This window comes from Microcoleus asticus IPMA8 (assembly GCF_013179805.1).
Classification (GTDB): Bacteria; Cyanobacteriota; Cyanobacteriia; order Cyanobacteriales; family Microcoleaceae; genus Microcoleus; species Microcoleus asticus.
Genome location: NZ_SRRZ01000196.1, coordinates 1 through 8,089, shown reverse-complemented (window position 1 = coordinate 8,089; position 8,089 = coordinate 1). Strand labels below are relative to the sequence as shown.

The 8,089-nt window shown below is 45.5% G+C and carries 7 protein-coding genes; 4 read left to right on the top strand and 3 right to left on the bottom strand.

Annotated elements, in window-relative coordinates; translation table 11 throughout:
* Window positions 1-57: 57 nt before the first annotated feature.
* The 3 genes from E5S67_RS33780 to E5S67_RS30105 all read right to left on the bottom strand — a co-directional run bounded on the left by E5S67_RS33780 (window position 58) and on the right by E5S67_RS30105 (window position 2,656).
* Entirely contained in the window at window positions 58-393 is a 336-nt protein-coding gene (locus tag E5S67_RS33780; RefSeq protein WP_246277054.1) for a hypothetical protein, read from the bottom strand.
* Between the two features lie 94 nt (window positions 394-487).
* Window positions 488-1,162: a 7-cyano-7-deazaguanine synthase QueC gene (queC, locus tag E5S67_RS30110; RefSeq protein ID WP_172192880.1), complete on the bottom strand. Its 675-nt coding sequence runs from the start codon at window positions 1,160-1,162 to the stop codon at window positions 488-490.
* Window positions 1,163-1,321: 159 nt separating this feature from the next.
* Window positions 1,322-2,656, bottom strand: coding sequence for a cytosine deaminase (locus E5S67_RS30105; protein WP_172192878.1), 1,335 nt, complete (start codon window positions 2,654-2,656; stop codon window positions 1,322-1,324).
* Window positions 2,657-2,974: 318 nt separating this feature from the next.
* Between E5S67_RS30105 and E5S67_RS30100 the strand changes: the two genes are divergently transcribed.
* The 4 genes from E5S67_RS30100 to E5S67_RS30085 all read left to right on the top strand — a co-directional run bounded on the left by E5S67_RS30100 (window position 2,975) and on the right by E5S67_RS30085 (window position 7,924).
* On the top strand, window positions 2,975-3,883 hold the full coding sequence (locus E5S67_RS30100; protein WP_172192876.1) for a class I SAM-dependent methyltransferase: 909 nt from the start codon (window positions 2,975-2,977) through the stop codon (window positions 3,881-3,883).
* Window positions 3,884-4,260: 377 nt separating this feature from the next.
* Window positions 4,261-5,508, top strand: a complete 1,248-nt coding sequence (locus tag E5S67_RS30095; protein WP_172192874.1) for a GTP cyclohydrolase II — start codon at window positions 4,261-4,263, stop codon at window positions 5,506-5,508.
* Window positions 5,509-5,597: 89 nt separating this feature from the next.
* A complete protein-coding gene (locus E5S67_RS30090; protein WP_172192872.1) occupies window positions 5,598-6,680 on the top strand; it encodes an adenylate/guanylate cyclase domain-containing protein in 1,083 nt (360 codons plus the stop codon).
* Window positions 6,677-7,924 carry a URC4/urg3 family protein gene (locus E5S67_RS30085; RefSeq protein WP_172192870.1) on the top strand — a complete coding sequence of 416 codons (1,248 nt, stop codon included), beginning with the start codon at window positions 6,677-6,679 and terminating at the stop codon, window positions 7,922-7,924. Before E5S67_RS30090 ends, E5S67_RS30085 begins: the two co-directional genes overlap by 4 nt.
* Window positions 7,925-8,089 lie beyond the last annotated feature (165 nt).

Below are 8,089 nucleotides of genomic sequence, written 5' to 3'. Positions count from 1 at the left end.
TCGAGAGTGTTTCCTCTATCCTTTCTCTTCGCTGTGCTTATCTCAATGGTCAACTTTCTACTTGATGTATCTGCAAAAGTGAGATGCACCCCCTAATATGCTGGTAAGTTGGCTGTACAGTTGCCAATCTAGTAGATCATTCGGTTGCTCCCACGGGTCGTTCCAAAACAAACTTTCCATTTGGCTAAAAGTAGGGTGAAGCGCCGCGTAAGGAATATCAGAAAAAAGGATGAGAGGTGGTTTTTTACCCAACAATGCGTAGGCTGCCTTTACCGCTTCTGTGGCTTTTTGCCGATAGATTGGTTCCGTAGAAAGTGCGATCGCTCTCCATTTCTCCCGATATACCGGAATCAAAGCCTCTTGTTCTGGAGTGAGCCGATCGATTGCATTCATAAGAAAAAGAAACCGGGTTTTTTGTCGCTTCTGCCATCTGTAATGTATTATCGCAAAAAAACCAGGTTTTTGACCGCCCGCGCGTAAGTAATGTTTAAGCGTAAGCCACGGGATCTTTTAATCCCAATTCCTCAAAAGCAGCCAGCCGCAGCCGACAAGAATCGCAAACGCCGCAGGCCTTTTCGCCGCCTGCATAGCAAGACCAAGTTTGCTCCCAAGGCACTCCTAATTTGTTGCCTAATTGAATAATTTCTGTTTTTTTAAGTTCGATCAAAGGTGTTACAATATTAATAGCATTTCCTTCTCTTCCCTGCTTTGTTCCTAACCGAAATACTTCCTGCATGGCTTGGATATAATCGAGGCGACAGTCGGGATAGCCAGAATAATCTAAAGCGTTGACACCGATGTAAATACGATCGGCTTCTAGAGTTTCGGCGTAGGCGAGGGCAAAACTGAGAAAAATTGTGTTTCTAGCTGGAACGTAGGTAGTGGGGATGTTTTGAGACATTTCTGTGAGACTGCGATCGATCGGCAATTCCATCTCATCATCCGTCAAAGCCGAACCGCCCCACAGTGTCAAGTCAAAGTTTACTATCTGATGTGCCTTAACCCCGGCCGAAAGTGCGATCGCCCTTGCTGATTCCAACTCCCGCCGATGTCTTTGCTTGTAGTCAAAGGAAATAGCGTAACAATCGCAGCCGTCGGCCTTGGCTTGATACAAAACAGTTGAGGAATCCAGCCCTCCCGACAATAAAATAACTGCTTTCACTTAAAATCACCTCCATTAAATTAGCATTTACATTTATATCAAATATCTTGTCAATTGACAAGATAGCAATGCTGAAATGCTTTTTGAAACCTACATATTATACCAATCTCAAGAACTGTCTCTCCGACCTGTTCTTGAGATTGGTGCAGGATGTCTGATTTAAATTGCTAATAAATCATCGAGTTCGCGGTAATCGGGCAAAGTTGTATCAATTTTAATGCCCTGCCGCAAAACTGTGCGATCGCCCTGCACTCTAGATAACAATTCGCTGAAATTTCGCGCCTTAAACAAAATCAAATCAGCGGCTAAACCAACTGCAATCCGTCCTAAATTAGGCAATCCCATCAAATCTGCTGGAGTCTTTGTCACTGCACAGGGCCAGTCTCCATAAGGCATATCTAAATGAGCGATCCGAACTGCCATATTGAAGACTTCTAAAACGTCGTGATCGCCAAATCCGTAAAACGGATCGCGACAATTGTCGCTAGCAACTGCAACTGGAATTCCTGCTGCTTTGAGTTCGTGCAGCAACGTGACTCCCCGCCAGCGCGGCGTAGCCTGAAATTGTCGGTCTTGCAGGTAAAGGTTGCACATAGGCAAGCTGACAATGCCAATATTTGCTGCCTTGACTAATGCGATAGTTTCTGTTACTAATTCTGGCGGTTGTACGGCTAAACTACAGCAGTGTCCGCAGATAATTTGACCGCTAAATTCATGGCGAAGGGCGGTTTTTGCTACTTGTTGCAGTGTTGTTGATTCTGGATCGTCGTTTTCGTCGGTGTGGAAGTCGAGGTTTAAATTTCGTTCTTTGGCTAAGGCAAAAACTCGATCGAGTTGTTTGTCTAAGTCGGGGTTGATATAAGCGACGCCGCCGAGAATGCCACCAATTTCAGCAATGCGATCGGCTAATTTTTCGCCGGCTGGTGTCAGGAAATAGTCGAGGGAAACCAGGGAAACTGCTTGCAAGATCAGCCGATCGCCCCATTCGGCTTGCAGCGCTTCAACTACTTCTAAACTAACGGTTCCCTGTTCCCCTGCGCTGTCGATGTGAGTTCGGATAGCGTTGGTTCCGTGGGCGTAGCTGCACTTTAGTCCGAACTCCATCCGCCGATAAACATCGTCTGCATTCCAGTTGTTTTGAGCATCAGCGCACGCTGCTTCGATCGCCCTGGCAAAAGTTCCATCGGGATTGGGCGATCGTTCCCAAATGTGGCCTTTGTCTAAATGGGTGTGCATATCCACAAAACAAGGCCAAACTAAGCCCTTGCACAAATCGAAAATTGGGATATCTGCAATTGGGAATAAATGCTCTGTACCTGATGGAATAATTTGAGCAATCGTACCCGCTGCAATTTCTATATCCACCAAACAAAAATTGTTCTCACTGCCCGTTATTGCGACAGTAGAAGCTGACTGGGTGCTCGATTTCATCTCTAGAAGAGACGCGGGTACGCGACCATTTTTAAGCAAATAATTAGATGTACTTGGCAACATTAATTTTGTGAGTTAGTATGTTCCTAAGAATTTAGCGCTACCGCAAAAATGCTACCGAAAATCATTGTCTTTTGAGCGTCGGTTGTATTCTAGGTAACAAATGCTACCTTCTCAGTCTAACCATTTAGACATAAAATTGTACAGCGCCGATCGATCGGGGGTCGAGCGCCAACAAGCCCAGCATCTACAAATACTGATTGGCAAATAAACCTAGTTTTCGATCTGCTTACAGCGGTGTACTCTACCAACCCAGCTAATGGTAATAAATTGTGGTCGTTCCACTGCCCTTAGCAACTGTACAAATCGTGAAACTGAACCATGCAACAACTGACAAATTGCCCTGTTTGCAATTCACAAAATATCCGTTTTCGCAACAAAGCTGGCACTTCCGATGCCCCTAAAGAACCACTGAAATGGTCGCTTTTCGGCTGTGACGATTGCGGGCTAGGATTTCTCAATCCCCAACCTACATGGGAGGAATTGATTCCATATTATCCGCCAGATTATCTGTGCTACAACACTCACGTTGAGGATGAGGAACAAGTAGTTCAAGAAGCAAAGCGGCGGGGCGAATACCGGCACATTCCTGTCCCTGTTGGCAAGCGGTTGTTGGATGTAGGATGCGGCGGAGGCTCTTTTCTGCAAGTCTTTAAAAAGCTGGGAGTTGAAGTTAAAGGCGTCGATCCAGGGGTATCGGCTACGGCGGCGGCCCGCGATAGCGGACTCGATGTTTTTACAGGCACTTTGGAAGAATATATCGCACAACATGGTACGAACGAAAAGTTTGATGTTATCACCTGTTCTCATGTCTTGATGGCAACACCTTCGCCCACGCAAACACTCGACTGCATGAGGCAGTTGCTGGCACCAAACGGTTATATTTGGGTGGCTGTACCGAATGCTGACTGCGAATCGGCGCGGCAGCTCGGCTGGCGCTGGCACAGCACTTATTTTCCCCGCAACATCATACAATTCACTCCCAAAACTCTGAGTAAAGCTGGAGAAGTTGCTGGTTTGGAAATTCGGCGACAGTCCACTTATTCTTTCCCAGCAGCCGTGGGTTTTTCGCTTTGTTTGCGGTGGCGTCATCGGTGGTTTATACCGCACAAAATTTCCAGCCGCTTGCTGTCGGAAAACTATCTCAAGCGGGCCGCGCAGGAATTGGACTCGCGCGACGAAGGCGAGGCAATTTTAATGGAATTCTGTCACCCTCAAAGTCTGGATTAAGGCTTTTTGAGCAAAAATATTCGACTTGAGATTTGAGATTTGAAATTTGAGATTTGAGATTTGAGATTTGAGATTGACTGCACATCTGCGGCTCAGAATCTCAAATCTTTTTTTTCGTATCTGTCAAAAATTTAACATTGGCGTTTGGCAGTTGTGCTGTCTTTGGTGTTGGCTATACTGGAAAAGATTGAACTCTGGACTTATATCTAATCCGACGAAAACCTCCTGTTATCCTCAAACCTACGCCGAGAAAGAGTTGTGTGTGTAGCGCGATTGTTTCAACCAGGGAGGTGTGTAGTGTTGGTATGATCGATCACTGTTTCAGATTGCGATTCGGCCTACAACAAACAGCATCCATAGCAAGAGAAAAAAAAACTGTGTCAAAACCGAAGCATATAGTTTTAACATCTCATCCCGACAGATCCGGCACAAAACCTCATCCCATTTACTGGGGAGAAATCGATCCCGTAAAACGGGGGCCTGTTATTGGTAGCCTCAGCAAATCGTCTCACCGAAATGCGATCGGGACTCATTCGGGTTCCTACTCTGTTTATCGAGCGCTAGCAGTTGCCAACGGCGCACTCCCAGCCGATCACCGCCCCGATTTTACCAACACATCTCCGGCGGCACACATCGGGCCACACCCGAGTTGGGGCGATCGCAATTTGATTGTTTCTCTCGATCCCTTTGGAGGGTTGGTCAGCGAAATTTATACTTCATTATTACAGCAGGGATACGATATTCGACCGACAATTGCTGTCACTAAAGCTCACATTAATATGCCGGAGTTGCAAGATGCTATTGCTAAGGGGCGGGTGCAAATAGATGGCAAAATAGTCAAACCAGGCGGCAATTTAGCAGTCACTAAAATTGCGATCGACCCGGTATGGTATTTGCCCGGAATTGCTAGGCGGATCGGTGCTGAAGAAAGCCTTCTTCGCCGTGTCTTGTTCGAGCAAACAGGCAGAATGTTCTCGGACTTAGTGACACGGCCGGACTTGCACGTTTTCTTGCCGCCAATTGGCGGAACTACGGTTTATATCATTGGCGATGTCGCGAATATTTCTGACTCCGACAAGCAGTTGGCGGTAAGGGTACACGATGAATGCAACGGTTCAGATGTCTTCAGTTCGGATATCTGCACTTGCCGCCCTTATTTGGTACACGGGATTGAAATTTGTATCCAAACGGCACAATCCGGCGGTTCTGGGGTAATAGTTTACTTCCGCAAGGAAGGGAGAGCTTTGGGGGAAGTGACTAAGTTTTTGGTGTACAATGCCAGAAAACGGCAGCAAGGTGGCGATCGCGCTGATGCCTATTTTACGCGCACTGAATGCGTGGCGGGAGTTCAAGATATGCGGTTTCAAGAACTAATGCCAGACGTGCTGCACTGGTTGGGGATCTCTCGCATTGACAGTTTAGTTTCTATGAGCGATATGAAATACAATGCGATTATCAATTCTGGAATTCAGGTGGTCGATCGCATCCCCATTCCTGAAGATTGGATTCCGGCAGACGCACAAGTCGAAATCGTCGCCAAAAAAGCCGCCGGCTACTACACGCCAGACCCTGTGCCAGATGCTACAATTCTTGCAGAAGCGATCGGACGCGATTTAGGAGATTGAGAGGGCAAAGACGCGATCGATCGGGCGCGAACAATTGCGTCTTTGCTAAATAAAATTTATTGCTGGTTTTTGATCAGTCAGGGTAGGTTATGGCTAATTTGCGTTCTACTGTGATCGTAAAAACAGATATTTGCGGATATACCGTCAGAGTCAAAAAATTATCTCAGTCGGACTTAAGTAGTTTGTTAAATGAGCATAAAAATTTTGTTTCAGATATTAGCACCAGAAATGAAGGCAGCGTGATCAAAGGGGAAGGTGATTCATTTTGGATAATTTTTCCCAGCGTCACAGCAGCGGCTGTAGCAGCCATAGAAATGCAGCAAGAATTGAGAGCGCAGCAATCTAGCAAGGCGAACGACGAACGATTGGCTATCCGCGTGTCGATTACATTAGGAGATGTCTTGCATCAAGATAAAGATATCTTTGGCGATACGGTGAATTTAACAGCGCGCATAGAATCAGTAACTCCGCCAGATGAAATATATTTGTCCCAAGCAGCATGGCTGGCGCTCAACAAAGCAGAAGTGCAAACGTCTTTTGTCAACGAGTTTTCTTTGAAAGGGATGAGCGAACCTGAAAAAGTCTACAAAGTTGACCAAAGTTACAAAACGCGAATCATAAAAAATCAAGCAATAATTAAAGCAGATTTGAGAGGTTTTATTGGTTATCAAGAATCTAATTCTATCAAAGACGTTGAATATTTGCTCACCAACTTTGATACTTTTGAAAAAACAATTTGCGAAGAATACGGCGGTACAATTCGGAGTATTGTTGGGGATTCGCATTTGTTGACTTTCCCAGAATCTCACTCAGCCTTAGCGGCAATGGAAAGTTTGTGCGAGAATTGGAAACTTTTTATTCAGGCCAATCAAATACCTTGCGGCTTGTCGGTGGGAGTTGCTAAGGGAAATTTATATATATTTAGGTCTTGCACTTACGGCAAAGATATTAACATAGCCGACAGGCTGGAAGATTTAAGTAAAATAGTAACTCCGGGTAGAGAAAGAAATTCAGTCATAGTTTCCGATCAAATAAAACGCGAAGTCAGCGGGTCGAAGTGGGAATATAAGCTGATCAAAATCGATAAAAATGCGATTTTAGATAATCTTTTAGATTACAGTCAGTTTGACTTTTTTCAAGAAAACGATGTTTATCGGTGTTTGGTTGCATGAAGTTGCACAATATTGAACTTGAGACTGTAGAATATCTGAGAACGCCGGCTGCTATTCGCCAAAAGTGCGATCGGCTTTTTGATTTAGCCCGCCTTGACAAACTCCGCTACTTCCGCGTCGATTTATCCCAACTCGACAAAGCAGCAAATTATGTAATTGAGACAACGCGGGAACAGTATCCCGATTTTAACATTCCCTTTCACAGTCGCTGGCGACATTTTGAAGCCGGCAACCTGCCGCGACTCGCCGAATTAGATGCAGCTTTAGCAGAATTTCCGCTCGTAGAGCAAGCTAAGATCAAATTTGATTTAGCAATTATCAGCGTTTTGCTCGATGCCGGTGCTGGTGCAGAATGGCAGTATTGCGAACCTGAAACCGGACAGATTTACCGCCGTTCTGAAGGGTTAGCAATAGCCAGCTTGCGGATGTTTTGTCAAGGTGTTTTTTCCAGCAATCCCGATTTTCTTTGGCAAGCTGATTATCGCGGACTTTCTCAGTTAAAACTAGAAACCTTAGCAGCAGGATTTCAGGTAAGTCGAGACAATCCGCTAGTTGGTTTAACAGGCAGATTAGAATTATTGCAGCGTTTGGGAAAGGCAATTTGCCAGCATCCATTATTATTTGGCAGCGAAAACCCGCTTCCCGGCAATTTGGCAAAATACTTGCTCGACAGTCGGGTTTCAGAATCCAAAACAGTGAATGCTGCTGATGTATTGAGCGCTGTTTTGACAGGTTTTGGGGAAATTTGGCCGGGAAGATATGCAATTGGTGGCGTTAATTTAGGCGATGTTTGGCAGCATCGAGCTTTAACAGGAGAAAATCTGGGAGATGAATTCGTGCCGTTTCACAAACTATCGCAGTGGTTGACTTATTCGCTGTTGGAACCGCTGCAAGAAATGGGTTTAGAAGTGACTGGATTGGATGAGTTAACGGGATTGCCGGAGTACCGAAACGGCGGTTTGTGTTTGGATATCGGACTGCTTCAGGCAAAAGATTCGGCTATTTTTGAGCAGAGTTACTTGCCGGGTTCGGAAGTTATAGTAGAATGGCGATCGCTCACTGTCAATCTTTTAGATAAAATTGCCGCAGCTATTCGAGAAAAGCTGCATTTGAGTGCGGATCAATTGCCGCTGGTAAAGATTTTGCAAGGAGGAACTTGGGCGGCGGGGCGGAAAATTGCGGCCGAATTGAGGGCTGGTGGAGTGCCGCCAATTCAGATTGAAAGTGACGGGACTGTGTTTTAGAGGGAAAAAGGAAGTTCGGCAACGGATTCTATAACAGATGTAACGGATGTCGGGAAGAAGGAAAAGGGAAGAAGCGGCGTTGCTGAATCAAGGTATGAATGCCCCAGGAATGGGAATATCGTGAAATTTCAAGTAATGTATTAATAACTTAATAGAATGCTTGAG